Origin of the sequence: Trichocoleus sp. DQ-U1 (genome assembly GCF_039961925.1) — a bacterium.
Lineage (GTDB): Bacteria > Cyanobacteriota > Cyanobacteriia > Cyanobacteriales > FACHB-T130 > FACHB-T130.
Genome location: NZ_JAMPKB010000005.1, coordinates 1 through 25,833, shown reverse-complemented (window position 1 = coordinate 25,833; position 25,833 = coordinate 1). Strand labels below are relative to the sequence as shown.

Below are 25,833 nucleotides of genomic sequence, written 5' to 3'. Positions count from 1 at the left end.
CAAATATTCCTAATTTTTAGCAGATATAACAACCTAAAGACTGGTTGTTTTAGTTTGAGCCAGTTGTTCTTCGACTAGCTGCGCTCTGAACTAGAGGTTCGCTCGCAACCTTGTTCAGTTCAACTGACAGTAACAGCTTTTTCAAGTCAGATGCCAGAGTAGAATCATTAGGATTCAACCGGCGTAGCTCCAGCAGGGTAGCGAGTGTCTCATGCCAAAGGCGAGCTTGTGCATAGAGACCAACGCGCTCTTGTAAAGTGGCTCGCTGGATTTGTCTGACCAAGGCTGAATCGGGTGCGATGCGCTTGATCGCACCCCCGACGACAATATCTTTCTCCCGGTCGTTAGCATCACAAATCACCGAGACGTCCCAATGATATTCCTTGTCCTGCGCCAAGGGTGGTAAATTGGCGGATGGAGGAAGGTTGAGGCTGTAAATGCCAGGTTTTCCTGCGATTGCAAAATTTGCTTTGTAGACTTCTCGGTCGCTTGCATCTCTCAGCACAAATTCCGCTGACCGAGCCGACGTTGTAGACATATACCATGAGAAGGTTGGATACTCTGCAACCGTTAACCCAACATCCAAGGGTCTTAAGGCAGTGAGACCTTGCGTGCAAATGGTGGGATAGCGGGTTGCACCTTGTTCTCTGCCATCAGGGGTGCCTCGCTCTGGCGGCTTGAAGTTTAAAGTATCGGGTAGTAGGCTGCGGCTGAGTGAGGCAGGCTGTGCCTGTGCCTGGGAAGGCACGTTCAGAACCAGTCCGAGCGTTAAGGAAACAGCCAGTGTTGTAATCTGTGAGTAGCGTTTCATCCAAATCATGCTAGAACTGTTTTCTGTTGACACTCCCCAGAACTTAAGCTGTGGGATTTTTACTTCAACGAGTCTACTTAAAAAATTGAAATTGGGTTGAATTTTGCCGAGGGTTTCTCCTTTAGGGAGCGTATCGCAATCGACCCCTAATTTTTGCGGCACTGTAGTTTCTTGTGTAGACCTCATGAATCCGGTCTCTTTCAATTTCCAAACCTTTTCAAGCGGAGTGCCTGAAGATTTTGCCCATCCAGACAGTTGTGGATGGCTCTGCACTCTTACGCTTTTGAAGGTTCTGTTTAACAACCAATCGCTAGATTGATATCGCTTTGGAGCAGCAAGCTCGTCCGATCGCGTGTCCATAATTATATATCAAACTCATGTACGGAAAATTTGTTTTTCTATTCGGACATCGAGTCATGAAGTCTGCCCTTCTGCAAGAATCCCCAGTGGGGGCATCTAAAGGCAATGGGTCGGCTCAATCCTTAGTTGGGTCATTAATTAAAGAAGTCCTAACCGTTGTTAGAGTTCCCGGCTGACACAGACAAATAAGATCGTACTCAAGTTCGTATAAAGCAGTTGTCTTGGTTGCATTTTTGGTAACTTGGGCTAAGACTAGGGTCAAACCAATTTGAGAGTGGCGATCGCTATTCTAGATTGACTAAATCCTCATAATCCCAAATCCCAACTTTCAAACCCCTCTGCCTCCCTGGGTATCCACTTCTACATAAACTTCACTGAGATTTGAGATGATTCCTGATTCAGCGGCTCTACCACTCAAAGAAAATCCTTGGCATCGGACAATTAGACCGATTGCAGCTGCTGCCATACACGGCATTGCTTCTCAGAAAGATACACTTATCGCCATTGACGCCACTAACGGGTATCTGCTGCAAATCGATCCGAAGAGTGACAACACTACTATACTCAATGCCAATCATCTGCCATATTTTCTCGGCGTGACTGGGTTAGCTCTTTGGGAAGATACCCTCTGGTGTACCCAGGAAAATGGTGTTTTCTTTTGTCCAAACGCCATTAATGGCATCTCCACCACTGATTTAACGCCTCAGTCCTTTGTCACCTTGCCCTACCCAGCCAATGGGGTTGCTGTTTGGGAATCAACTGTTTACGTGACTTCCCAGAAGGCGGGATATATTCTTGTTTTTAGCCGTGAGACAGGTCAAGAAATTACCCGATTTTATGCCCCTGGAGTAGGGGTAGAAAATATCACAGTCAAAGGTGAGGAACTCTGGGTTTCCGATAGCATTGAGCAAACAGTTTACTGCCTTGACCGAGCTACGGGTGAGATCAAATTCAGCGTACTGACGCCTTTTGAATGCCCGACAGGGCTAGCTTTTTACACAGATCCTCAAACGGGGAAAGATATTCTCTACGTAGCTTATGCAGGTGAGGAGCCTTACCTGCGCGATAACCCGAACGCCGACCCGAATTACGAATTACAGTACCGCGATCGCACGTTTATTCACCCGTTGTATTTTTACTACAACGAGGCTGAACACTACGCTCTCTCGAATGGTTATCTGATGGAAATTTCCTACGTCGAGGAACTTTCCCCCCTAGACGAGGTGGATTTAGAAAATGTGGAGTGGCGAATTGCTCTACCCTCGGAGACTCATCGGCAGAAGATCAGAAAAATTGAAGCGGTCGGATTGCCTTTCACCGAAGAAATTCAAGACGGACAGCGGGTGGCTGTATTTAAATTTAACAGCCTCAAAACTGGCGATCGCCATATATTTGGCTGGAAAGCCCTGATAGAAGTCTGGAGCATCAAATATCGCCTGACGCCCAGAGATGCCGAAAAACTTCCCGACCTCCCGCCTGAGTTACGCAGCAAATATCTGACGGATGATGATGATTTGGCAATGGACACCGATATCATCCTCAATGCCGCCAAGGAAGCGATTGGCAGCGAAACGAATATGCTGCGGAAAATTTTCAAAATTCGCAACTATGTCTATGACCGTCTTTCCTACGGGATTAAGCCCTACATTGACCCGCCAGATGTCGCCTTAGAAAGGGGTGTTGGTTCCTGCGGCGAGTACCTGGGGGTTTTACTTGCCCTGGCGCGGCTGAATGGCATTGCCTGCCGCACGGTAGGTCGCTACAAGTGCCCTCCCCATCCTGAATTGATGAATTTGCCCCTGCAACCTGATTTTAATCATGTCTGGATGGAGTTCTACCTGCCTGGATTTGGCTGGTTGCCGATGGAATCCAATCCGGATGATGTGGTCGAAAAAGGACCCTATCCATCGCGGTTTTTCATGGGTTTAGCTTGGTATCACGCTGAAATGGGCAAAGGTATCACCTTTGAAAGCTTGATGAGTCATGGGGAAAGAGTCAATAAGCAGTCCGTTTCCATTGGAGAATTATCTCTAAATCATGTGAGATTTACGATTTTGGAGGAACTAGCACCGTCCTCATAAGGGTGAATAAAGTCAGAAGGGTGGGCACTGTCCACCCTTTTTCACTGGCTACTCATTGCTAATTGTCCGCTATTCCCTAGGAGGTCGCTGCTTAAACTGTCACAAACTGTTCTCCGTTTTTACCAAAAAGCAGCAGTTTAGGGAAAATGGCATCTATCGCCTATTAAAGTAATTAGAAATCGCTAAGCGATCGCTAATTTAAGACTTTCAAAGTATGTCAATTTTTTAAGTATCACAAAATTTAAAGAAAATCTGAATTGCTCTTCGATACTAAATTTGTCCTAGAAGCATCAATCTTTATCAAGAATCTAAGCTTTTGAATATCAGAATGCTGTTACAAAGATACTTGATAGAGGGTTGTATAGGTACTTATTAATCAAGGCTAAAGCAAGAAGGAATCACTGAATCTATGAATAATTCTAGCATTAAAGAGCGGTCGATCGATCTAGCTGGATATCAATATCCCCAGCCGCATTATTTACAAACGCGATCGCGCATTAATTATTTGATTGAGCGCTATCTATCGTTGGAGATTCTCCAGCATAACCTGTCAGACTTACCGAGACAGTTTAAAAATCCTCGTCAGCGCCGCTGGGAAACAATTGATTGGCAAGCAATTACTTCTAATCAAATTATCGGTGTCGCTCCCGAATTATTTATTGCAACAGTTGCAAATGCAGTGGAGATTGAAACGCCGATTCGCGCTTATGCTAAGGAAAGCTGGGATTATTTGCAGGCAGTCCACTTTCCAATGGCACGATTTGTGGGCGGTACATTTGCAGTGGATGGCACGATGCTAGAAGTGGGAATATGGGAGAAAGAAGAACGGCAACACCGCCCCACTTTTAGCAAAATCTATCAACAATTAACGGGTGAAAAACTACAATCCCATCCGAACTCAGTCAAAGGCTATGAATCGAGGGGGAATCTGCGAGAAGATGTTTATAAACACGCGATCGCCCGGATCTCAACCGAGTGGGGAGCAACCTCTGTATATCTCTGGTTAATGGCTCATTCGACGGGAGCATTGCAACAAGCGAACCGACAGGTCGGCGCTTCGCTATCGCGCAACCCATGCAAGACGAAATCAATCACTTAGCAAAGTTCTGGGGGATTAGCCGTTGGGCGTTTGGAGATTCCTATCTCACCCGTTTGCAGGGCACCACTAAAAATTTAATGGGTTTTCTCAAACATCATCAGGGCGAACGCCCGAAAGGGAATGATGTCTTGCAAATTGGTTATGCTTTGTACGCAGTGGAATTAGTTTTCACATTTGCCCGACTCATGGTGCAGCTGCGTCAGTGGAACCAAACGCTTACGCCTGATTATCTCGAAGAGTTATTTGGGCTGCCGCCACAACAATTAGCTGCTAGCTGATAGCTGTTAGCTGATAGTCTGGACTGAGTAGGGGGGCGCTGCCCACTCTACTCATTTGATTATTTGAATAGCTGAAGATGAATGTAATTCCAGCGATTGATTTGCTAGAAGGTCGGTGCGTACGGTTATATCAGGGAGACTACGCGCGATCGCAAGTTTTTGATAACAACCCCGCTAATATTGCTAAACAGTGGGTAGAACAGGGGGCAACCCGGTTGCATATCGTAGACCTCGACGGTGCTAAGGCGGGTCAACTGGTTAACCGGCAGGCAATCGAGGCGATTTTACAGGTAGTGCCGGGAGAAATCCAAGTAGGGGGCGGCTTGCGCGACAAAAGCTCAGTCTCTCAGCTGCTAAACATGGGTGTGAAGCAGGTAATCTTGGGAACCATAGCTGTAGAACAACCCCAGCTGGTCGAAGAACTTTGTCAGGAATTTCCAGGGCAAATTATCGTAGGAATTGACGCCCGGAATGGACGAGTTGCCACGAGAGGCTGGTTAGAAACGTCTGAAGTTGCGGCAATCGACTTGGCTAAGCAAATGCAACAATTAGGGGTTGCTGCCATTATCTACACCGATATTCATCGAGATGGCACGCTTTCTGGCCCTAATTTAGAGGCATTAAGAGAACTCGCCAACGCTATTTCCATCCCCATTATTGCCTCTGGCGGTGTTAGTTCGATTACTGACTTGTTGAGTTTACTAACACTCGAACCTTTGGGAGTTAGCGGTGTGATTGTGGGTCGTGCCCTCTATACAGGTGATGTTTCGCTCAAAGCAGCCCTGCAAGCGATAGGGTCGGGACGTATTCAAGATGTCCCGCCAGATTTGGGCTTTTCCACTTTTGCTTGACACTTCAACGAGCTAAAGACGCGCAGTTGCGCGTCTCTACATTTCCTTCTTTTTATCCCCAAAACTAGAGGTTTAGTTAATTAGCCTATAATAAGCCCGGAGGTTGGGTTGAGGCACGAAAACTAACATCTAGTAAGTTTAGCGAGTAATTGGGTGAATCATAGTGAAACCCAACCAACAAATTACTTTTTCTGTTTAAGCTTTTTATGCTTAAGTAAGTGCCATTCGCTAATTTTTACACTCCTTCCGGCTGGGGAAGATTTACGGGCAGCTCGATACAGAATTCCGTTCCTTCTCCCGGTGCCGACTGACACTTCAAGACGCCACCGTGTTTTTCTACAACAACCTGGTAGCTGATTGACAACCCCAAGCCAGTACCTTGACCGACTGGTTTGGTAGTAAAGAAAGGGTCAAATATATGTTGCTGCACTTCCGATGGTATGCCAGGGCCATTATCAGTAATCTGAATGACCACCTTCTTGTCATTTGCCAGTTCGGTGCGAATCCGGATAGTAGGAATGTCAGTTGTTTTTCTACTGGCAACTGACCATTCACCATTAATGATTGACTCTTCTAGGGCATCAATCGCATTACTCAGAATATTCATAAATACCTGATTGATTTGCCCAGCATAACAATCGACACGAGGCAGGTTGTCATACTCTTTAACTATCTGGATCTCGGTGCGTCCTGCTTTCGGCTTCAAGCGATGTTGTAACAAAAGTAAAGTGTTATCGATTCCATTGTGGAGATCGAAAGGCTCTCTTGCCGCTTTATCTAGACGAGAGAAGTTCCTCAAGCTCAGCACAATTTGTCGAATACGTTCAGCTCCCACTTGCATTGAATTCATCAGTTTTGGAAGGTCTTCACTGAGGAAATCTATGTCCAGTGCTTCTGCTGCTTCTTGAATGGCGGGTGTCGGTTGTGGATATTCCTGCTGGTAGAGGTGAACGAGGTGCAGCAGGTCTTGAGTATACTCCGTCGCGTAGGGAAGATTACCGTAGATAAAAGAAACCGGGTTGTTAATTTCGTGAGCAACACCGGCGACTAACTGCCCCAAACTGGACATTTTTTCTGTTTGTACCAGTTGACTTTGAGTTTGTTGCAGTTCGTATAAGGCTTGTTCTAACTGAGCTGCTTTGTCTCTCAGTTGCGCTTCCGATTGAATTAAAGCTGTCTCAGCCAGTTTGCGATCGGTAATGTCACGAGAGTTCACAACAATGCGAACCCCTGGTGCATCCATTACCAGATTGCTGTGGGTTGCTTCGATATAACGCCACGAGCCATCTTTGTGCTGAAATCGGAACTCAATGGATAAAGCAGTTGTTGAATTTTCGAGGACGCCTTGAAAATCGTTTTTGACTAAAGAAACATCCTCTGGGTGAACAAGGTCAAAGGTATTTTTGCCAATTAATTCTTTTTGCTTGTATCCTAAAATGCCCTCAATGGCAGGACTTGCGTATTTGATGGTGCCATCGGCTTCCAAGATTGTGATCAAATTGGAGCTGTTTTGCAGTAGCGATCGCCATTTCCCTTCGTTTTGCGCCCACACCACTGCTTCCCTCTTGCGTTCCTCTTCTACACCGATCGCCGCAGCCATGATCCCGATCAGCTTCTTATCAGATTCTGTGGGAACAAACTGGTTCTGATAGACCACGCAAAGCGAGCCGATATATTCACCCGCGCATCTAACTGCTTGTCCAACGTAGGTTTGCAGTTGGTAAGGAATAACCCAAGGATCTCTGTGTGCGTAGGGGGTGTTGGGTAAATCCTGAACGACATAGGGCTGGTTGCTTCCCTGCTGAATCACGTCATAACAGAGATGTCCGTCCGGATCGCCTACATTTGGGAACTCCGACGGCGTTTGCCATTGACCCCAAGACCACAGTAAGCCTTGATGCAGTCGATTGTAGACTGCCCAAGCACCGCCTAGTAATTCCCCTGCGGATGCCGTGATGCGGTTAATATTCTCATCTGGGTCGGAACCAAGACCCGAAAAACATTCATTGATTTTTGAAAATTGTTCGCTTGCCTTTTGGTTGGTGATTTCACTCAGCGTGCAGACGACTTGCTCGACGCAACCGTCTGGATCTAACTGCGGTTCGGTGTTAACAGATATCCAAATGCGATCGCGCTTTGTCGGTCTATAAACCCCTAGCACCAGGTTTCGCAGCGATTGTCGGGTCGAAAGCAGCAACAATGCTTGCTTTGCCCGGACTGGTGCCGAGTGGAGTTTCATCTGAAATGGCGTTCCATTCTCTTGGATAACGTGCCAAGCGGGATCGAGCGGCGTTTGATCCAGCATCTGGTCTGCTGTTAAATCCAGCAAGTCCAGTGTCGCCTGATTCGTAAAGCGTATTTCCCCCTGCGCTCCCATCACCAAGACGCCAACTGCTAGTTCGCTCAGAAGTGCCTGAGGGAGGGTATCCATCCTGGGCGCTGATTGGGCAGCGCCTTGCTGATTCGCTTGTAAACTTCGCATAGCTTTCAATCAAGGCACTGGCTGAGTACCTGGAGTTTTTATTATGGCAATCTTTGTTAACTCGTTCAGCCGTTGGACTGGATACACCCTTTTGTCTCTACTCTGGTATAGCCTTTCTAGCTGTGGAGCTGCATACACCCTGAGTCGTAACTTTCAGACTATTTTATTTAAGTCTTTGAAGCCACCAGATTAACAAGTTTGTCTACAAATAGATAGATGCTTATTTTTTCTAAAAGTTACACTCTAATCACTGTAGCTAAGGGTTTTGAGTTTGTATTGGTATCAGTTTTAACAAGTAATGAGAATTTCTGGTCTAAAAGGAGTTGTTTTCCTAAAACTAGGTTAAAAAATTGAATAGGATATTTAGGTTTCTGTATATATTTTTAAATATTTAAATAATACTTGTCTTTTCTTAATGTCCAAAAAGCTAAATTGTTGCTAGTTGTTCTCTGGAATTAACCACAAGGACTATTCCTAAGGATTGATCGGTTATTCGCCAGTCAGTATTCGTTATTTTTTACACGCAAACATACTGAAAGTTTTGACCTAATCAAAAATTAAAGTAAAAGGAAAAAGCAGTTTTTATACCTATTTTTTGAATTGCAAAAGACAGCTTAATGATAAATGTTCGTCTAATTGCAAAAAAAACGATGGGGCAGTGCTTCGGGTACTGCCCCATCGATTGATTCTGTAGCTGGTTGAGCAAAGGAAAAGTAGCCGCTTGCTTTGTGCAACAGCCGCGTTTTGTGGTAGAGAGAATCAGCGAGAAGCTTGGTGGAGTAACTTTGCTAGCAGCAGCAGTTGCTCTTTATTAAACACTTGAGCCAAAACCTTTGCCGCCGCCCTAGGTTCTACAGGCACGGCGATTTGTTTGATGGATGTCGGAGTGGGTTTTGACTCCGTTGGGCTGGGTGGCCCTTCCCCAACTGCCACCTTTGCCGGCGGAATTGGGGCTGTAGTTGCTTCAGGGGAAGCTGCCAACAGCCGCAAACTGGCACTCGGCGCGATCGCGTCAGTTTTTCCGTGTGGCAACAGATCGCTAGCCTGCTTGAGTTCCTTAATTACAATCGGTGCCAAGGTGGCATAAGTATTTTTGGGATTAGCGATCGCTCGATTTGCAGTTCTTACCAGCACTTGCCAGGTTTTTATTTCAGCACTCATCTGCACGAGACGACTGCACAAAGCACAAAGTTGTTGACGATTTGCGGGTGTTTCTGCTTGTTTAAACAGCGGCAACATTTGTTTTAGAACCCCAGTCACCTGAGCAGAAATATCTGGAGTTGACGTTTTGCTCGCTTCTGGAGCGCTTCCTGCCGCCCCAAGCAGGTGGTTAAGGTGTGCCTGTAACTTAACAAAATTAGGTTCTGCTGCTTGTACGATTTTCTCGCCTTCCTCTTCTCGGAGACCAAATGGCCCCTGAAGCTGGTCAACTAAGTGCTTAAGGGTGTCATACCCTTCTAAAAACATGGACTCCAGATCGTTATCGATATTGACTGGATGTTCCTTGAGGAGCTTGAAACAATCCTCAAACCGATGGGAAACTTTTTGAATACTGTTAAAGCCCAGCATCGCTGCCCCTCCCTTGACAGAATGGGCGGCGCGGAACATTTCATTAATCCTTTCTTGATCTGCCATTACGCCTCGCAAATCCAGTAGCCCTTTTTCCAGGGTTTCGAGGTGTTCTTTTGCCTCCTCGATGAAAAAGCCTAAAATCTTTCCCGACTCCACGGCAGCATTCCTCAAAACAACAATTTTGTGTAGTCACCTGGTTATGGGGGAGTCGTTCCTGGCAGTGGATTTTTCCACTAGGCACTGTTTACCCCTGTTCCTGTCGGCACGCCTCAGGTTGAAGCGCAGCTAAGTTTGATATACGTTGGAGACTGTTCCTAAAATAGCCGAAACCACCAATTTAAAGCTTGGTAGCAATACTTAAATTAGCAAGTGCTAATTTTGCCATTGCGTGAAAGTATTTTATAACTAAGCTTCAAAAAGCTGAAAGGCGAACCAGTGGCTTCTAAAACAAACAACACTTCACAGTTACCTGTTGACGGGCGAAGTCACCGGGTTCGATTGTCGCCTTCCTTGTGTTTTCCAGAGAATACCAGTGCATGGAGGGCGAACCCGTAACCTCTGGCGAAGCCGATAGCGGCGCGGATTCGCTTAGTCGTGCGCTGTCTGGGCTATAGGACGCATAGAAACGTAGAAAAAAATAGAGTTTCCAAATCAGTTACGAATGCGAAGGGCTGAATGCAAGTACGATTTTCTCTGCCTCAGTCCTCAGCCCTCAGTCCTCAGTTCTCAGTCCTCAGTCCTCAGCCCCCAGCCCTCAGCCCTCAGCCCTCAGCCCTCAGCCCTCAGTCCTCAGTCTTTACCCCTTACTTCTCTTACCAAGGATTGCCAATCATCGTGAAAGCTGCCCAGTAATAAGGATGCGTTAGCTGCGTGTCGCCCCGGTTGGCGAGTTCGGGTGGCAGCTTGATGTTTCCTGTGGGGAGGCGCAGTTCGCCCGCCTCCAAGCGTACCTGCCCCTTGAGCATTGCTATCTGCGCTTGCCGTAAAGCTTCTGACTTGATCGGGGCTTTCTTCAATTGGGCATAGAAATCCGCCATCAATCCTTGAGTTCCCTCGTCGCTGACATACCATAAACTGGCTACAACTGATTTCACCCCTGCCAGCACTGCTATGCCCCCAAAGCCTAACTCTGCTTGTTCATCTCCCAGTGCGGTGCGACAGGCACTCAGTACCAACAATTCCACTGGCGGGTCATTCCAGCCCAATTGGCGCAGCTGGTTGAGTCGTAGCTTGGTATCCCATAACTGAATGTAGGAGTTTTCGATTTTCCCAGGTTTAAATTCGCCATGCGTCGCCAGGTGGATAATTCCATAAGGCTGTTGCTGACGCTGTGCCTTGAGATTTCCTAGCGTAAATTTCTCGTTGAGGAAAGATTTCCCCGACCACAGCGTCGGAGTGATGATAGATAATTCAATCGGCACGGCTGGTAAGGAATTCAGTTCGGTAAACTTTGACGCGCCCATTGCCAAAACTTGAGTGTTTTTGATACTCACATAGCGGGTATCAGTGAGGCTAAGACTGGGCATCATGCCGATGCTGTAGTTTTCTACCAGGAACTGTTGACCATTGTGGAGGGCAGCCATTGGCAGCGATCGCAAACCTGTATCCATCAGAAATACTAGATTTTGGATACCTCTGGCTTGTAAATCGGCTTCTAAAGGTGCCACCATCCACTGATAAAGTTCCTGAGATGGTGCCAGGTAGCCATTGGGTTTTTTAAGGTTAGTAACTTCGCTGCGGAATTGTTTAGCGACTGTGAGAACTTCTTCGCGTGTTGTCCCATGCACCCGTTTGCGAATTGGTTGACCCTTGGCAGTGATGACAACTAATTCGAGTTGGTCGTTGTCTTGGGCGGGGGGACTGGTAGCGGGAGTAGCGGCGGGTTGCGGGGATGCTTGGCTGAGGGCAAAGCCTTGGGGATTAAACTGCCAAAGGATGTCTGATTCTGGCGGTGTTGCAGGTAATAGAGTCTTATCGGTAGCTGAAGGAGGTGCCGCCGTGGCAGGAACAAAAGTGATGTAGATAAGTGCCGGTTTTATCCCAGTCGATTTTTCAATGTTTTGAAGAATATCGCGGGCTTCGGTGAGGGTTCTAATCGGAGTATCCGCACTTCCACTAAAATATTGCTCAAACTGGCGCGTGAACGGTTCGTCTAGGTCAGCGAACAAGGTGTCAACTTCCGCGAGAGCCGAACTGGCAGACACCGACAATTGGGGTGTTAGCGTTTCCTGTGGAGGCTTGATTTCCTCTGGCAGGGGACTCGGTGAGGACGGTGTATCAGGTTGATCGGCTTGATCGGCAGTAACGAGCTGAATCTTGCCCTGAGTATAGCTGCCGGGGAAAGATCCTGAAGCAATTGTATTGCCTGACCCAGTTGTCAAGACTCCGGCTGTGCCGTTATTACTAGCGTTGCTGACAACGAAGGGAACGTTTTTGGAACCGCCTCCGTGGCGCAGGATGATGGAACCTTCACCAGCACCCCCAGCGGCGGAAATACTTGCTTTTTGCCCATTTTGGTCAGTGAAGGTACCCGTAGCTCGAAACAAACTTTCGGTGGTAATGTCAACGATGCCCCCTGTGCCTCCCGTTCCGCCTTGGGCATTAATGAAGCTAACTTGAATGTCGTTTTCGGGGTCAAGGGTGACATTACCAGCATCTCCGAAGCTAGCGCTGGAATTAATTCCCAGCGTTGTAATGCTGTCAATGGCGGATACAAAGATATTCCCGCCTTTCGTGGTGCCTGAGGCGGTTAGATTTCCGGTTTTTATCGCGGCTGTTTGGCTGATGAGGGTAATATTTCCGCCAACCCCATTATCAGAATGAGAGTCGATGTTAGCAGTGGCAAGGTTGTTTTTAGCAGTAAGAGCGATCGCTCCCCCATTTCCCGTCGTCTGGCTAGTATTGAGCGAACCTGTACTGATACTATTGTTCGCTGTTATTTTAATCCCGGTAGCCGTAATATCTTTTGCAATGACATTGTTGCCGCTATTCACAGTCAGATTATCTAGAAAATAACCATTTCCTCCCACTGCATCCTGGAAAGTGACATCACTGCTGACACTGATGGTTAGGTCGGTAGCATTGCCGCTGACACTGATGGTTAGATCGGGAGCATTGCCACTATTAGCGAGGATACCGCCAAATGTAATCGAGCCAGCGCTACTGGTGAGTTCTATCGGGTTTTGACCGACGAGGTAAACATCGCCGCCATAGTTTTGAATTCCACTGGTGGTGACATTCCCGTCGATGACGCTACTCCCCTGTATCGTCACGCTAGCTGCATTGACACTGCCATCCAAGCTAGTGAAGCCACTGGTGTTAGCAGTTAAGGCTCCGATGGAAGTGCTGTTGCCCACTGCATCAGCGATTTTAAGGCTGCCGGTACCGGCAGTTAAAGTGAGGTTTTGCCCCCCTGCGCCCGTTCCATTCGTCTTACCACTGAGATTAATATCACCACCCCCTTGAGCGCCGGTACTGAGGGTGATGTCTTTACCCAGAAGCGTATCGCCGTTGATAGTAATGTTTTGATCGGCGGTCGTGATATCTGCGTTGAGGGTGGTTAATCCAGCATCAAGGGTGATGGAGGCGTCCCCCGTGCCTGTCATGGCTCCATTAACCGCCACTGAGCCAGAGGGTGCTTGAATGGTGAGAGGATCTTTGAAGGTGACACCTGCACTGTCGATTGTAATGGCACCACTGCCGTCAAGGCGTCCAATTGTAATAGAGCTAAAGCCATCTTGCAATTGTCCCAACTTTGCGGCGGTCAGATTCAAACTATCGGTTACAGGAGTCGCATTCCCAACCTGAATATTTTTCGATGCCGTTGCGGGTGCCAGTCCAATCTGGTATCCCGCACCACTGACTGCCCCATTAAAGTTAATCTCGTCTGCGGTTAGGGTTGCATTGTTACTCAGCGTCACAGGGGTATTGAAACTAAGGGTGCTGCCGCTGGTTGTGGTGACGTTGTCGTTCAGGGTGAGATTGGAGGCACTATTGACGCTCAAATTTCCGATAGGTGTAATATTGCCGACAGCGTTCCCAAATGTAATGTTACCCGTGTCTGCATTCAGCGTCAGATTTTGACCGCCTGCACCCGTGCCATTGACCGTTCCGGTGATTTCGATGTTACCGTCCCCATAACCAGAACCATAACCATAACCAGTACCACCGATTGTGGTGAATGTGGCGTTGTTACTGAGCAAGACATCGCCAGTGAGGGTGATAGCAGATCCGGAACCATAAGCACCGCCAGAGGAATTGAGATCGCCTCCAATTGCAATTTTGCCACCTGCACTCGTTATCAGGTCAATATTTCCACCATTAAAAAAAGTAGAACTGGCGTTGAGGAAGCCTGTAGTAATGTTGCCAGTAGCATCAATGTTGATATTCCCGCCTTGGGTGGTAATGGTAGTAGCGCTACTGTTGAAAGTGTTGCTCAGGCTACTGAAGTCACCGCCGTCAGTATCAATCAGACCATTAATTGTTACATTGTTTGCTCTAGTTCCCGCACCCCCTTGACCTCGAAGCACGACATTTAGGGCGTAGCCATTACCGCCGATAGAGCCATTGAGGATAATGTCATTGGCTGCCTCAAGAGTAAGAGTGACAGGACCACCAAAAAAATACCCACCGCCAATCGCTGCATCAGCATTCTGCGTAATATTGCCTACCTGGGTGCCATAAGGATTATTCGTGGAGATGATTACGCTACTGCCAAAGTTGAGGGCGTTATTGATTGCGCCATTACTAATCGTAGAATTGTCGGCATTCGCCGTGAAATTTGGTGAAAAGCTGTCCAAGCTACCATAGCCATAACCGCCGCCATTGATGATAGTGATATTCGAGGGATCGAGCAGCCAAGTGCCGGGAAGACCTGTGGGGGCGCTGGCATCCGCTGCTTTGGTGACATCCAGGTAAACTTTGCCGGAAGTTTCGATAAATCCGCCGTTACCGCCTTGTGCGCCGCCACGGGCACTAATGGTGCCATAGGTACGGGTGGCTTGATCTGACCAGACAATGACTTTACCGCCATTGCCATTAGTAATGGCATCGGCATTGAGTGTCACATTTGCGCCGACAAAGGTGAAAGCAGCATTGGGTACGCTACCTTTCCCCAGATAATCTCCGCCAATCAATACTTGACCGCCGCCTGCATCTCCTGAGGCATTAACGCTGGCGTTCTCGACTAAACCAACTTGATTACCTAGTACAGCTACTGCACCGCCAATACCGGCTTGAGTGTTGGCGGTATCCAGCTTCCCAGAGACAATTGCAGTTCCCGGTTCTGTGGGAATGGTAATACCCGATCCGCTTAGCACCACTTTTCCCGCACTGTTGACGGTCATTTTGGTGGCATTGGCGACACCTCCACCGGAGAGTAATTGCGGCAGTGAGGGAGGATTTGATAACTGGGCATTAAAGCTGGAAGGTAAGACGGATGGCTGAATTTCTAAACTCAGCACGTTTCCCGCTTGCGAAATCTGTACCGTCTTCTTGCCCGGTACGGCGGCTACGGTGATATTACCTGCTGGTGCTTTGAGTTCTCCGGTGTTGACGATAGTTCCGCCGATAAGAGTGAGATTTTTTCCCTCTCCCACCGTTAAATTCCCAGCGTTGATAATGCTACCCGGCTGGGATGTGGTAAAGGCAAAGAGATTGGGCGTGCCTACCAAGTTGGCGTAGTTATTAGGATCGAAGGCATTGAACCAATTGTCACCAATCCCTATTCCGGTGGCGGTGGTGGCGGTGAAGCTTCCTGGTACGTTCAAAGTGGCACCCGAACCAAACACAATGCCAGCCGGGTTCATCAAGTATAAGTTGGTGGAGTTGCTGCCGGAAACTTGGATAAGTCCGTTAATAATAGAAGGGTTGCCACTCGTGACGCGACCCAAAATATTGTGGATAGATGGGTTAGAAAGAAAGTTGGCAATTTGATTTTGTTCTAAGCCAAATTCGTTGAAGCTGTGGAAAAGATTTCCTCCATCGGCTGAAAGTTTTCCACCAGTAATATTGAATTGATTGCCAGAGGTGGTGACATTGGTGTTGGTGCCGTCAGGTGCGGTGGTAATTGATTGTGCTTGGGCAAAAGTTGGAGAAAGGCTACAGGTGAGGATGAGAAGGCAAGAGGCGATGTTTTTAGCAATCGGTAATCGAGAATTAATAATTGAGAATTGGTAATCGAGGATTGATTGCTTTTTGCGAACTAATAGGACTTTAGAGTTGAAAGGGAAATGGCTGAGGATGTGCAGTTTTACAGAGAAGCGATCGCTTAATCCTCTCCTTTGCAGTGCCCGCGCGATCGCTTTGCAGGCGTTTTTCGCCTGTTGCTTGGTATAGGTGTGCGAGTCACTCGCCTGATGGCAACGATAGTAGTAAAGTGGCTTGTTAATATGCCGTACTTCGGCAACTTCTGACAGCTTCAGGCACAGATCGTAGTCTTCAACGTAGTCGAAGGACTCTTCGATTCCCCCCACTTGGTCGAAGAAACTGCGACGCATCAACCGGAAGTGAAAGGTCATAAAATCGAGCAAAAGCCGCTCTTTGGAGTAGGGGATGCGACAGCGGTTCCCGTAGTCGATGACTTTGCCGCTTTGGTCAATGTCGATGTAGTCGGTGTAGACAAAACCTACCTCCGGGTTCGCCTCCAGCACGGTTGCTGTCTCTTGCACTGCTGTGGGGGCAAGCAAATCGTCACTATCTACCAAACCGATGTAGGTGCCGGTAGTCTGCGCGATCGCTGCTTGCAAGGCGCTGACTCGTCCTTGATGTTCTGCTGCAACTACCCGAACTCTGCGATCGCGGGCTTCGTAGTCACGGGCAATTTCTACAGTTCTATCTGTAGAACCGTCATCCCACACCAGTAGCTCAAAGTCTTGCCTAGTCTGCGCCAGAATACTTTCAATCGTGGCAGCAAGATAAAGTTCCCGGTTGTATGCCGTGATGACTAGGGAAATGGGTACGAACATGGGAAGACTCCGGAGGTGTTAACTCTCGTTGCCGAAAGTCATGCGAGTGCTAACTAAATTATTTTCTTTTCTAGAATACTCCTATGGATAGTTGCATTGGTGAACTTCTTTATACAATTCCTCCTAGAGATTTGCCTCACATCATGCTCCGGACGGGCGGTTGAAACCGTACAGCGACAGCAAGCACACAAACGAAACCTGCCGGGAGCAGGTTACATTTGTATCGATCGATCGCTGAAACTCTAAAAATCTACGCCACGCTTCAAGTCCACCCCTCTGTCAGCGTAATGCTTATGGCAAATCATCTCTGAATGGACGCTGGCAAGGTCAAAATACGCCGGACGATTTAGACAGCGCCCCGTGATAATCACTTCCGTGTCGCGGGGTTTGCGTAGCAGTGCGTCTACGATTGGTTGTTGATCCAGCAGTTCTAAGTCAACTGTAGGATTGAGTTCGTCTAAGATAATTGTCTTATAAAGCCCAGACGCGATCGCTGCCCTAGCAATCTCCCAACCGCGTTCAGCCTCCACATAGTCTAGTTCTTGCTGTTGTCCGCGCCAGACAATCGCATCTTGTCCGCAGCGCTGATGATCGACTAAGTTTGGGTAACTTTGTTGCAAAGCTGCGATCGCGGCATCCTCAGTATATCCAGTCCCACCTTTGAGCCACTGCATAATCAGCACTCGGTGCGACTGATCCTGACTAATCCCGCGCCCAATCGCCTGCAATGCTTTACCCAATGCGCTAGTAGACTTGCCTTTACCAGCACCCGTGTAGATTTCTATCCCCTGTAAAGGCAGGGAAACCCCGTCCCTACCTTCGGTAATCGGGTGGTGCGGCTTCATCTCAGAGTGCAAATCCGCAATTTCTAGCAGTTGTTGGGGGGCAGCCCGACCTGTAACAATTACTTCCAACTCCTGCGGTTTATGCTTGAGCGTCCGAACCACTTCCTCCACTGGCAACAAACCCAAGTCCAGTAACGGGTTCAGTTCGTCCAGAACTAGGACAGAATAGAGGTCAGATGCGATCGCGCCTTTTGCCACATCCCAACCGCGCTGCGCCTCCTGCCGGTCAAAGCGCGTTATTTCCTCCGCACCAAAAAATTCTGACCGCCCTGTGCGAACTTGGTCAATCAAGTGAGGGAAGCCTTGTTGCAAGGCCGCGATCGCCCCATCTTCATCGTAGGAGCGTCCCGGTCCTTTGAGAAACCGCAACAGCAGCACTCTCGTTGCTAAATCAGTATTAATTCCCAGCCCAATTGAGCGTAACACCACGCCCAGCGCTGCCTGGGACTTTCCCTTCCCCGCCCCATCGTAAACATGAATCTGACCGACGAGACGCTCAGAACGCACTTGAGCAGTGCGAATGCCGATCCCCATTCTACTCATAATTCTCATGAATCTTAGCTGTCACAAACTGTTAACAATAGCAGCTTAGAAGGGTAAAGTGAAAAGAATCAAGAGTAGCCGTTCCACAAAAGCTAAAGTTGAGACTAGGAATAGGTAGTCGGGGATAGGGACTCAATTATCCATCATTCAGTTGTCAGTTCTTTTTTCTCTTCTACTGAGTTATTTTTCGCGCTAAACTACCCACCCCTCTACTTAATTTATGAGTATTTCAAATATGCTTTCTTTACATAAAAGGTTTCTTGATATTCCCAAATCCGCAGGATAATAGAAGTAAAGAACAAGCTGCCATCAACAACATCAAAATTTACGTCTAAACTTAATTAAACAGGTGTCAGAGAGACAACCTTATGCTTGCAAATGTTTTCCCGCTTCAAACGATTTTATTTCAATTTTTATTGCTGTTGGTTGGAATTGCAATTGAATCATTCATTTTATACCGACAATTAAATCTTAGCCAAAGAAGAAGCATTGACTATGCCATTTCGATTAATTTATTTTCAACAATTTTGGGTTGGGTAGTTTTCTTTTATGTACATCCTTGGCTTCCCCGATCGCTGAAATCTCAGTTAATCAGTTATATCTTTTTTGATCGATTCTTTCCATTTGCTCAGTCGTCCAATATTGTAACAGAACTAATCTTAAGTGGCTTTGTTGTCTTCTTTGCCACCTTTATCGTTAAACTAAAAGGATTAGAACTTTTACAAATGTTACTTGAAACACCGTCTTATGGGGAAAGACAAAACCAAGAAAAGTTTAACCTACAAGATTTTCGACTTCTTACTTTTAATTCCAACCCTCTTTTAACTAATACTATTTTTCAGGCTAATATATACAGTTTTGGGGGATTCGTGTTGCTTCTATTTATTCGGACTCAATTTAGTTAAACTACAAACATTTTTTGAGTTAATCATCTTTTGACAGATGAATTTAAATTTTAGTTGCGACCAATTTATCAAGTTAGGCTTAACTTAATAAAGACTTACAAAGAATATGGCATCAATTCTTGACTTTTTTATTTTCAAATACTTAATCAATACTTTTAAAGTATTATGGAAATCCCTAGCTCCTTCCCGTGCTTATTCCTGGAAAACGTTTATTTATCTCAGTTTCTTTTCTTGGGTGATGTCATTTTTTGCAACTGACTTAGTACATGATATTATCACTCATTGCGGTTGGTTATTTTTAATTATTGGAGTGAGCTGGGCTACAACAGAGAATCCAATAAAAATTTGGGGTATTCCGATTGGTCCTTGGATTACGGGTGCCTTAATCTGTATGTTTTTATTTGGCGATTGGACTGGGAGTATCCCACCGATTGCTTTAATAGTTTGGCCTACGCTTTCATCAGTGATTGCTGTGTTTCCAACCTTTTTTGATGAAAGATTTAGATTAAAAGTACCGGCGCTGCAATTTCGTCAAAGAAGTGTTATTTTGATTGGCAGCAATATGGTAATTAGCTGCTGGATTCAATTTTATTTTATTAGTCAAGATTGGTTAGAACAATATCCTACCTTGCTGTCGGATCATTTTGGGAAAACCACGATGGTATCCCAATCAGCATCTCAATCAACAAGGACTCTTAGAGGTACGGTTATTTTAGAATTTATGGAACCCTTGATCGTACAAGAATTAGAAAATAAACCTTGGTCGGAAGTGGAGCGATGGCTGCTAGAACCACAACCGCGTATAGAAGCAATTCGGGCAGAAGCCGCAAAAAAAATTCCGCTTGTGGAAGAAGATTTTTGGTGGCGTTATACCTATAATATTGGTTCGATTAACTCAGGATACAACTTACAATTACGCGCAATTTGGCAAGGTCCTCGTTCGCAAACCGAAGCATATTATGTGGAAAAAAACTGTCAAATTACTCAAAGCTATCAACCAATAGTAACTGGAGCAAGGACGACGCCTAGCCAGACAGCAGCACAAAATATTGCGGTTGCACAAGTCAATTGTCAACCTATCAGCGAACTAAAAAGCTATGAATGATGAAGTCTCTCTCTAAAACTTATCAATAGAGCTAGGAAGTGGCTGCTCGTGGAAGATAGTTGAGCGCATAAAGAATTAACTATTAGTAACAAAAGAGTTATTTTGTATTCGTGCCAACGATAAAATATAAATCGTTGAGAGAAATCATCAATGATGATTTAGAAGGACGATGAGTTTAAGCACAGTAGAATCGAGGAAAAAAAATGTGTTTCGGGCAGCAATCGAGAGTTTAAAGAGAATTTGGGCGATCGCAGTGAATGGGTTTCGGGAAGTCATCCGCGATCGCGTTCTCTATATCATCGGTTTGTTTGCGCTGTTAATGGTGGCGGCGTGGCGACTGTTGCCAGAAGTGGCAGCAACAACAGAGGATAAAATTCTTAAAGATGTTGGATTAGCAGCAATGGATGTACTGGGAACCATTGTTGCTGTATTTGTCGGGACTGGATTGATTAATAAAGAAATCGAAAAGCGCACTGTCTTAGTGTTAATTCCCAAACCGCTCAGTCGCGCCGAATTTATTATTGGCAAACATCTGGGGCTATCAGCCGTTTTAGGCGTCTCGATCGCAGCTATGACGGCAATTTATCTTGGCATCCTCAGTTTAAGTAAGATTTCTTACCCGCTAGGTAGCATTCTGATTTCGGCGCTGTACTTGTTTTTTAAGCTATCTTTACTGACTGCTGTCGCGTTGATGTTTGGCGTCTTTACAAGTTCGCTGTTAGCGACCTTGTTTACATTTGCAGTGTATTTGATGGGACATTCCAGCCGAGATTTAGTAGAGCTGGGAAAATTAAGTCGGAATGTAGACATCGAACGGATCGTAAATGCTTTATATGTGGTACTGCCAGATTTATCTCGGCTAGACCTCAAAAATCAGGCGGTTTATGGTCTTTTGCCTTCTTCCTCGGCGCTCCTAACCGATGCTTTGTATGGTTTGGTGTATACCGTCCTCCTCTTAGCGATCGCTATCATAATTTTTTCGCGACGTGAGTTTTGAGCTGCCTCGCGATACAAACTAGCTAGAAGAAGCGCGAAAGTAAAAGAAGCAAACCCGTCCCTAATCCTTCGTCCGTTACTCCTTGTTTCCAGCTCGTACTTCGCCTCGTGATGCCACAACTGCAACAAGCTCCGTCCCCAGATGCCCTCCGCCTCTTGATCGTGATAGCTTCAAGCGCGGATGTCGGGCTGATTACAAATCCACTGCGGGAAGCGGACATTGATTTTACTTACGAAATTGCCGCTACATCTGCCGCTTGTCGAGAACAATTGCAGCAAAACACCTACGATGCAGTGTTGTCAGTCCAGGGGAGCGGGGATGCTAGCTCAATGACAGATAGGAAGGCTGGGAGGCAGGGAAAACTAGAAAATTCCCCTTCTCACCCCCTCACAGATGCCCCAAGCTCCTTAGAAGCATTAGAGTTAGTCCAACAATCCGGGCAGTTTATTCCTTTGATTGCGATCGCGCCGGAAGCTGAAATCGCCGATGTTGGCTCAGAACAGATGAAACATCTGCCAGAGATTTTGATGCGATCGCTCCACGAATTTGAACAACACCGAATCGAGCGCGATCGCATTGTCAAAATTCAGCAGCAAGCTCAGCGAGAGGCAATTATCAACCGCATTGTGCAAGCAATGCGAGAAACGCTGGTTCTGGAGGAAGTGCTGCAAACCACCGTCAATTTGCTGCACGAAGCGCTCAACCTCAGTCGGTGTCTAATTTTTCTGCCCGATCCCAATCAACAAATGCAGGCTTGCCTTGCTAGCGAATCTACCCCTCAAAGGCATAGCCTGATTGGCGTCTATTGCGGCTTCTACTCCTATTACCATTCCTCCCTTGCTCAAGGTGAGCCGCTGATATTCAACCAAATTGACGACCGCATCCCACTCAAACTGCAAGAATTAGCCAGAGAGTATGAAGTTTGCTCCATGCTGACGATGCCGATGTTGTATCAGCAATCCTTGGTGGGGGGGATTAGCCTGCATCAATGTGTTAGCGAACGGCAATGGACAGAAGATGAAATCGCTTTGGTAAGTGCGATCGCGAATCAATGCGCGATCGCCATCCACCAAGCGCAGCTGTTCGCTCAAGTTCAACAACAAGCAACGCGGGAGCGATTGTTAAATAATATCTGTCAGAGCTTAAATTCCAGCCTCGATCCACAATATATTTTGCAGGAAATTGTGAATCTAACTGGAGAGTTCTTCGGCATTGATCGAGTCGCTATCTTTGCCTTAGAACCAGAGGAAATTAAGATTCTCAAAGAATGGCGAGTCAGCGAACAAGTGGTTTCCGTCTTGAACCTCAAATTTCCTAGATCGGAAAACCCCGATGTATTAGCTCCTTCCTCTAACTATTCGGTTCATCAAGTTTTTCATGCCCCCAAAATTGCAGACATCCCCTCTTCTCCCAACCGCGAAGAGCAAATTCGGCAGCTACAAATCCTGTCTATGGTAAGAGTGCCAATTTTTATTCGCGGTCAGATTTTTGGTGGAATTTCGTTACAATCCACAACCCGTTACCGAACTTTCACCGAAGACGAAATTCACCTTCTCGAAAGAATTGCTGACCAAGTGGCGATCGCGCTTTACAATGCCCAAAGCTATGAAGCAAGCGAGCAACTTGTCAAAGAACGTACCCAACAATTAGAGCAAGAAAAACAACTCTCAGAAGCCGCGAATCGTGCCAAAAGCGAATTTATCGCTACGATGAGCCACGAACTGCGAACCCCTCTAACTAGCATTTTGGGGCTTTCTCGCCTGCTAGTCGATCAAATTGTCGGATCGCTCAATGACAAACAGCAAGAATACCTCACTTCCATTACATCCGGTGGCGAACATTTATTGGAACTGATTAACGACCTTTTAGATTTATCCATGATTGATGCCGGTCGAGAAGAATTCAGCCTAGAAATCTTGTTAGTGGAGGAAGTGTGTCAGGCGTCTATTTCAGTCGTGCGTGAACGCGCGCAAAACAAAGGATTGCAATTAATTGTAGATATTGCCCCAGACATCGCCACCTGCCTAGGCGACCATCACCGCTTGAGGCAGATTTTAGTCAACCTGCTCTCTAATGCGGTGAAATTTACACAAGTTGGCTCAGTTACGCTGAAAGTGGAAAAAACCGCAGACGCCATCTTATTTTCAGTGATTGACACTGGAATTGGCATCGCCGAAGCCAATCATGCCAACCTCTTTGAACCGTTTCTACAGATAGATAGTGGTTTAAATCGTCAATATGAAGGAACGGGTCTCGGCTTAGCTTTATCCCGCAAACTGGCATTCCTTCATGGCGGCAATATCACCGTAGATTCAGAACTGGGACAAGGCAGCTGCTTTACTTTACACTTACCGATCCAGCCACCAGACGAATTGAATAAAGCTTGAAATTCGTTACGATCTGGAGAGTGCTGAGGACTTAGGACTGAGGACTGAGGGAAGGATGAAAAACTTCTCCCCATCTCCTCTGCACCATTTGGAGAGTGCTGAGGACTTAGGACTGAGGACTGAGGGAAGGATGAAAAACTTCTCCCCATCTCCTCTGCACCGGAAGCGCCTGAAGCACCTGAAGCACCTTTGCGTCCTCTGTGATTCGATTTTAAACAAACCATGATAAAGCAGAAACTTGAGCAACTAAAAACCCTCTTTGCAGAAATGGATCGGGCATTAATTGCCTATTCTGGGGGCGTCGATAGTACCTTGGTTGCCAAGATTGCTTACGACGTTTTGGGCGATCGCGCTTTAGCCGTTACCGCCGTTTCTCCCTCCCTCCTCCCAGAAGAACTCGAAGACGCCCAAATCCAAGCAGCAGCGATTGGAATTGCCCATCAAGTGATACAGACGCACGAAATGGACAATCCTAATTACACCTCGAATCCTGTCAACCGTTGCTATTTTTGTAAAAGCGAACTTCACGACAACCTTAAACCCCTGGCACTTCAACTGGGTTATCCCTATGTTGTAGATGGCGTGAACGCCGACGATTTGGGGGATTATCGTCCGGGAATTCAAGCGGCAAAAGAGAGGGGTGCGCGATCGCCTTTAGCAGAATTAGGCATTACCAAAGCTGAAGTCCGCCAACTTTCTCAACACCTCGGACTTTCCTGGTGGGATAAACCCGCCCAACCTTGCCTAAGTTCCCGCTTCCCCTACGGCGAAGAAATCACCGTCAGCAAGCTGCAACGAGTCGGACGCGCAGAAATCTATCTGCGTAAATTAGGATTAAAAAATCTCCGCGTTCGTTCCGAAGGTGATACCGCCAGAATCGAGTTACCGTCAGAACAAATTAAAGAATTTGTTTTTACCACCGATTTATCCACCCTGGTTTCCGCCTTTCAAGAATTCGGCTTTATTTACGTCACCCTCGATTTAGAAGGCTACCGCAGTGGCAAACTCAATCAGGTGTTACCGCTGGCAGTAAAAGCCTAAAATTCTGGCGTTGTACAAAGTTAAGTTGTACAAAGTTAAATAGATTCTAGGGGATGGGGACGTGTCTACCCCCTCAACGCCGATCGAGATTACGATCCCCCATCCTCTCAAAAGTTGCGATCGCTTCTAGCAACTAAATTAGGTTTTAATACAAATCCATCAACAATAATCACTCATGCCATAAGATAGTAGTTTTCTCGCAACATGGGCACGACGCCCAAGAGTGCGAAAAAATGGCATGAAAGCTTCGGCTTTGTCTACATCATCTTCGATCGAGAACGAGCGATCGCTCTGGCAAGCAGAATTAGCTTGGAATCGGGAAGTATTGTACGTCAAAGTCTGACTTCTCAATTTACAACTCAACCAAAAAGTAGGGGTACCTGATTGCCGTACCCTTAAAATTGAAATATACGAGGCGAAGTGCGGCGACGATACTACCCGATTATAAGCTTAGGCAAAAAGGCAATTCCTGCCAAACAACGATTCCTCATGAGTTAGCTGTGTGGCAACCAATGGAGGGCAAGGCTAGGGCAATGCATAAACTTTCAGAAATGGTATATTCGACTGTATTTTGGTTAATTTCCGGCTTACTTGTGTGGCTGGTAGTTCTGCCCGCAGCACTCATTACTTTACCCCTTATTTTACTGGGAAAAGTAGTCAAACAGCTACTTTTCAAGATACCTCAACAAAATCTGACAGAGGTCGAAATCTCATTAGAAAATCACTCCGAACAGAAACCTAAAAATGCAGGAGAATCGCTTTTGACTTCGTTGCTCATGACAACGCTTGTGGGAGTGCCCGCTCTACTCGCATCAGCCATTTCTTTGCAGCCAATGAGAGTTATTAAAAGAGAAACAGAACTTGCCCCAAAGCCTCCGCTACAGCCAACAACAGCACAGACAACCTCATGGATAGAGACTGAGGAAAGTGAAACTTAAACTAGAAAGGCATCAGTGACATTGCCAGACACAGAAAAAATGCTAGTCATCTTATAAATTGGAAAGTCCAGTTTGAGGTACGGAACCCGGCATTTCCTGTATGAGGATGGCACAAAAACGATCTACTCAAAATCTCTTATATTTATTAAAATTTTGTGCAGCAAATTTAAATAACTTACTCAACTATCTAACCATCACCAAGTCAATTTTCCATCTTAGTTGGTTGATTACAGAGCCTTCAGTCATTTTATAATCAGCCAAGGAAAGTATGCGATCGCTCGAAAAAATGGGATTAAAACTTGAAAGCGTCATTCCTTGGGGACGTTCCCTGGCAGAATACATCAGGATGTTCAACTTAACGCCTGACGACCTCCAGTTAAAAATTCTAGATTGTGGCGGTGGCCCTGCCAGCTTCAATATTGAGATGACACGCCTAGGGCGTGTCATCAATTAGATAAGCTAGGGCGTGTCATCAATTAGATAAGCTAGAGCAAGAGAGAGAAGAAAAGGCTGAGCAATGACACGACGGTATGCCCTGCGCGATGACCAATGGGAGCGGCTCAAAGACTTGTT

The 25,833-nt window shown here is 46.5% G+C and carries 17 protein-coding genes and 1 pseudogene; 13 read left to right on the top strand and 5 right to left on the bottom strand.

All coding sequences use genetic code 11. From position 1 onward, the window contains the following. Window positions 1-49 precede the first annotated feature (49 nt). On the bottom strand, window positions 50-997 hold the full coding sequence (locus NDI34_RS03350) for a DUF928 domain-containing protein (protein WP_190413274.1): 948 nt from the start codon (window positions 995-997) through the stop codon (window positions 50-52). A gap of 560 nt (window positions 998-1,557) precedes the next feature. Here NDI34_RS03350 and NDI34_RS03345 point away from each other — a divergent pair. From NDI34_RS03345 to hisA, 4 genes are all read left to right on the top strand, one after another. Beyond that, window positions 1,558-3,252, top strand: coding sequence for a transglutaminase domain-containing protein (locus NDI34_RS03345; RefSeq protein WP_348231850.1), 1,695 nt, complete (start codon window positions 1,558-1,560; stop codon window positions 3,250-3,252). Window positions 3,253-3,661: 409 nt separating this feature from the next. Next, complete coding sequence (locus NDI34_RS03340) at window positions 3,662-4,351, top strand: hypothetical protein (RefSeq protein ID WP_348231849.1); 690 nt, start codon at window positions 3,662-3,664, stop codon at window positions 4,349-4,351. Beyond that, entirely contained in the window at window positions 4,327-4,629 is a 303-nt protein-coding gene (locus tag NDI34_RS03335) for a hypothetical protein (protein WP_348231848.1), read from the top strand. The genes NDI34_RS03340 and NDI34_RS03335 overlap by 25 nt, the downstream gene beginning before the upstream one ends. 77 nt (window positions 4,630-4,706) lie before the next feature. Further along, window positions 4,707-5,480, top strand: coding sequence for a 1-(5-phosphoribosyl)-5-[(5-phosphoribosylamino)methylideneamino]imidazole-4-carboxamide isomerase (gene hisA, locus NDI34_RS03330; protein ID WP_190533194.1), 774 nt, complete (start codon window positions 4,707-4,709; stop codon window positions 5,478-5,480). A 235-nt stretch (window positions 5,481-5,715) separates the two neighbouring features. Here hisA and NDI34_RS03325 read toward each other — a convergent pair whose 3' ends face one another. Continuing rightward, entirely contained in the window at window positions 5,716-7,962 is a 2,247-nt protein-coding gene (locus NDI34_RS03325; protein WP_348231846.1) for a PAS domain S-box protein, read from the bottom strand. A gap of 43 nt (window positions 7,963-8,005) precedes the next feature. Between NDI34_RS03325 and NDI34_RS03320 the strand changes: the two genes are divergently transcribed. Further along, a complete protein-coding gene (locus tag NDI34_RS03320) occupies window positions 8,006-8,155 on the top strand; it encodes a hypothetical protein (protein ID WP_190413262.1) in 150 nt (49 codons plus the stop codon). Between the two features lie 566 nt (window positions 8,156-8,721). Here the strand turns inward: NDI34_RS03320 and NDI34_RS03315 are convergent. Then, complete coding sequence (locus NDI34_RS03315) at window positions 8,722-9,690, bottom strand: Hpt domain-containing protein (protein ID WP_190432269.1); 969 nt, start codon at window positions 9,688-9,690, stop codon at window positions 8,722-8,724. A gap of 519 nt (window positions 9,691-10,209) precedes the next feature. Between NDI34_RS03315 and NDI34_RS03310 the strand changes: the two genes are divergently transcribed. Further along, window positions 10,210-10,386, top strand: a complete 177-nt coding sequence (locus tag NDI34_RS03310) for a hypothetical protein (RefSeq protein WP_348231844.1) — start codon at window positions 10,210-10,212, stop codon at window positions 10,384-10,386. On the opposite strand, the gene NDI34_RS03305 is transcribed toward NDI34_RS03310, so the two are convergent. After that, on the bottom strand, window positions 10,347-16,499 hold the full coding sequence (locus NDI34_RS03305; protein WP_348231843.1) for a CHAT domain-containing protein: 6,153 nt from the start codon (window positions 16,497-16,499) through the stop codon (window positions 10,347-10,349). The genes NDI34_RS03310 and NDI34_RS03305 overlap by 40 nt on opposite strands. 242 nt (window positions 16,500-16,741) lie before the next feature. Next, a complete protein-coding gene (locus tag NDI34_RS03300) occupies window positions 16,742-17,887 on the bottom strand; it encodes a cob(I)yrinic acid a,c-diamide adenosyltransferase (RefSeq protein ID WP_190413257.1) in 1,146 nt (381 codons plus the stop codon). A 368-nt stretch (window positions 17,888-18,255) separates the two neighbouring features. Here NDI34_RS03300 and fraC point away from each other — a divergent pair, with 368 nt between their 5' ends. The 7 genes and pseudogenes from fraC to NDI34_RS03265 all read left to right on the top strand — a co-directional run. Then, window positions 18,256-18,792 (top strand): filament integrity protein FraC, encoded by a 537-nt coding sequence (fraC, locus tag NDI34_RS03295; RefSeq protein ID WP_190430429.1) that lies wholly within the window; start codon window positions 18,256-18,258, stop codon window positions 18,790-18,792. A 106-nt stretch (window positions 18,793-18,898) separates the two neighbouring features. Then, window positions 18,899-19,897, top strand: a complete 999-nt coding sequence (locus tag NDI34_RS03290; protein ID WP_190681632.1) for a DUF5357 family protein — start codon at window positions 18,899-18,901, stop codon at window positions 19,895-19,897. A gap of 169 nt (window positions 19,898-20,066) precedes the next feature. Then, window positions 20,067-20,894, top strand: a complete 828-nt coding sequence (locus NDI34_RS03285) for an ABC transporter permease (protein ID WP_348231842.1) — start codon at window positions 20,067-20,069, stop codon at window positions 20,892-20,894. A gap of 110 nt (window positions 20,895-21,004) precedes the next feature. After that, window positions 21,005-23,281: a GAF domain-containing protein gene (locus tag NDI34_RS03280; RefSeq protein ID WP_348231841.1), complete on the top strand. Its 2,277-nt coding sequence runs from the start codon at window positions 21,005-21,007 to the stop codon at window positions 23,279-23,281. Window positions 23,282-23,503: 222 nt separating this feature from the next. Next, entirely contained in the window at window positions 23,504-24,322 is an 819-nt protein-coding gene (gene larE, locus NDI34_RS03275; RefSeq protein WP_190984493.1) for an ATP-dependent sacrificial sulfur transferase LarE, read from the top strand. A gap of 401 nt (window positions 24,323-24,723) precedes the next feature. Beyond that, entirely contained in the window at window positions 24,724-25,260 is a 537-nt protein-coding gene (locus NDI34_RS03270; protein WP_348231839.1) for a hypothetical protein, read from the top strand. Window positions 25,261-25,546: 286 nt separating this feature from the next. Then, a pseudogene (locus tag NDI34_RS03265) lies at window positions 25,547-25,699 on the top strand (SAM-dependent methyltransferase); the annotation flags it as partial. Window positions 25,700-25,833: the final 134 nt, after the last annotated feature.

What these genes read in the sequence shown, in the direction of transcription:
- NDI34_RS03350 (WP_190413274.1), bottom strand. Translation starts at nt 997, where the DNA reads ATGAGGTCTACACAAGAAACTACAGTGCCGCAAAAATTAGGGGTCGAT.
- NDI34_RS03345 (WP_348231850.1), top strand. Translation starts at nt 1,558, where the DNA reads ATGATTCCTGATTCAGCGGCTCTACCACTCAAAGAAAATCCTTGGCAT.
- NDI34_RS03340 (WP_348231849.1), top strand. Translation starts at nt 3,662, where the DNA reads ATGAATAATTCTAGCATTAAAGAGCGGTCGATCGATCTAGCTGGATAT.
- NDI34_RS03335 (WP_348231848.1), top strand. Translation starts at nt 4,327, where the DNA reads ATGCAAGACGAAATCAATCACTTAGCAAAGTTCTGGGGGATTAGCCGT.
- hisA (WP_190533194.1), top strand. Translation starts at nt 4,707, where the DNA reads ATGAATGTAATTCCAGCGATTGATTTGCTAGAAGGTCGGTGCGTACGG.
- NDI34_RS03325 (WP_348231846.1), bottom strand. Translation starts at nt 7,962, where the DNA reads ATGCGAAGTTTACAAGCGAATCAGCAAGGCGCTGCCCAATCAGCGCCC.
- NDI34_RS03320 (WP_190413262.1), top strand. Translation starts at nt 8,006, where the DNA reads ATGGCAATCTTTGTTAACTCGTTCAGCCGTTGGACTGGATACACCCTT.
- NDI34_RS03310 (WP_348231844.1), top strand. Translation starts at nt 10,210, where the DNA reads ATGCAAGTACGATTTTCTCTGCCTCAGTCCTCAGCCCTCAGTCCTCAG.
- NDI34_RS03305 (WP_348231843.1), bottom strand. Translation starts at nt 16,499, where the DNA reads ATGTTCGTACCCATTTCCCTAGTCATCACGGCATACAACCGGGAACTT.
- NDI34_RS03300 (WP_190413257.1), bottom strand. Translation starts at nt 17,887, where the DNA reads ATGAGTAGAATGGGGATCGGCATTCGCACTGCTCAAGTGCGTTCTGAG.
- fraC (WP_190430429.1), top strand. Translation starts at nt 18,256, where the DNA reads ATGCTTGCAAATGTTTTCCCGCTTCAAACGATTTTATTTCAATTTTTA.
- NDI34_RS03290 (WP_190681632.1), top strand. Translation starts at nt 18,899, where the DNA reads ATGGCATCAATTCTTGACTTTTTTATTTTCAAATACTTAATCAATACT.
- NDI34_RS03285 (WP_348231842.1), top strand. Translation starts at nt 20,067, where the DNA reads ATGAGTTTAAGCACAGTAGAATCGAGGAAAAAAAATGTGTTTCGGGCA.
- NDI34_RS03280 (WP_348231841.1), top strand. Translation starts at nt 21,005, where the DNA reads ATGCCACAACTGCAACAAGCTCCGTCCCCAGATGCCCTCCGCCTCTTG.
- larE (WP_190984493.1), top strand. Translation starts at nt 23,504, where the DNA reads ATGATAAAGCAGAAACTTGAGCAACTAAAAACCCTCTTTGCAGAAATG.